The following is a 1,142-nucleotide window of genomic DNA, read 5'->3' on the forward strand; positions in this document are numbered from 1 at the left end:
GTGATCGTCGGGGGCGGGGCCGCCGGTCTCGGTCTCGCGCACCGGCTGATCGGGACCGGCGGCACGACCGTCACGGTGGTCGAGCCGCCGGACGGTCCCGTACGGCCGGCGGAACGGACCTGGTGCTACTGGGACGAGGGTCCCGGCGACTTCGAGGAGGCCGTCACCGCCACCTGGCCCCTGCTGCGCGTGCACGGCCCCGGCGGCGACGCGCTCACCCTCGACCCGGCCCCGGCGCGCTACCGCATGGTGCGCTCCACCGCGTTCGAACGGCTGGTGCACGCGCGGCTCGCGCAGGCGCCCGGCGGACGGCTGCTGCGGGCGACGGCGGACACCGTGCGCGACGTACCCGGCGGCGCCGAGGTGCGCTGCACGGACCCCGACGGCCGCGCCCTGACCCTGCGCGCCCGCCACGTGTTCGACTCGCGGCCCCTGCCCGTCCTCCCCCCGGCCAGGACACAGCTGCTGCAGCACTTCCGCGGCTGGTTCGTCCGGACCGCCGCCAACCGGTTCGAGACCGGCGTCGCCGACCTCATGGACTTCCGCGTGCCCCAGCCCCGGCACGGCCTCGCCTTCGGTTACGTCCTCCCGCTCGCCCCCGACCGGGCGCTCGTGGAGTACACCGAGTTCTCCCGGACGCCGCTGACCACCGAGGCGTACGAGGCCGCCCTCGGGCACTACGCCCGCGAGGTGCTGGGACTCGGCGCGTTCGGCGTGGAGGCGGCGGAACAGGGCGTCATCCCCATGACCGACGCGCGCTTCCCGCGGCGGGCCGGGAAGGCCGTGTTCCGGATCGGGACCGCGGGCGGCGCGACCCGCCCCGCCACCGGCTACACCTTCGCCGCCGCGCAGCGGCACAGCCGGGCCATCGCCGCCGCCCTGCGCGACGGCCGCGGCGCCGTGCCGCCCCCGCACGGACGCCGGGCTCTCGCCATGGACGCGGTGCTGCTGCGGGCCCTGGACACCGGGCGCATCGACGGCCCCGCGTTCTTCACCGGCCTGTTCCGCCGGACACCCACGCACCGCGTGCTGCGCTTCCTCGACGGCGCCACCTCGGTGCGGGAGGAGTGGGGCATCGGACTGCGCACCCCGGTGGGCCCGATGCTCCGCACCGCGGCCGAACTGCCCTTCCTGCCCCGCCG

At 77.1% G+C, this 1,142-nt stretch carries 1 protein-coding gene; it reads left to right on the top strand.

Annotated features, from left to right (window positions below):
- A partial coding sequence (locus RIN80_RS25865) for a lycopene cyclase family protein (protein ID WP_309098061.1) occupies window positions 1–1,142 on the top strand: 1,142 nt, incomplete at both ends.

Origin of the sequence: Streptomyces sp. (assembly GCF_031181705.1) — a bacterium.
Taxonomy (GTDB): Bacteria; Actinomycetota; Actinomycetes; order Streptomycetales; family Streptomycetaceae; genus Streptomyces.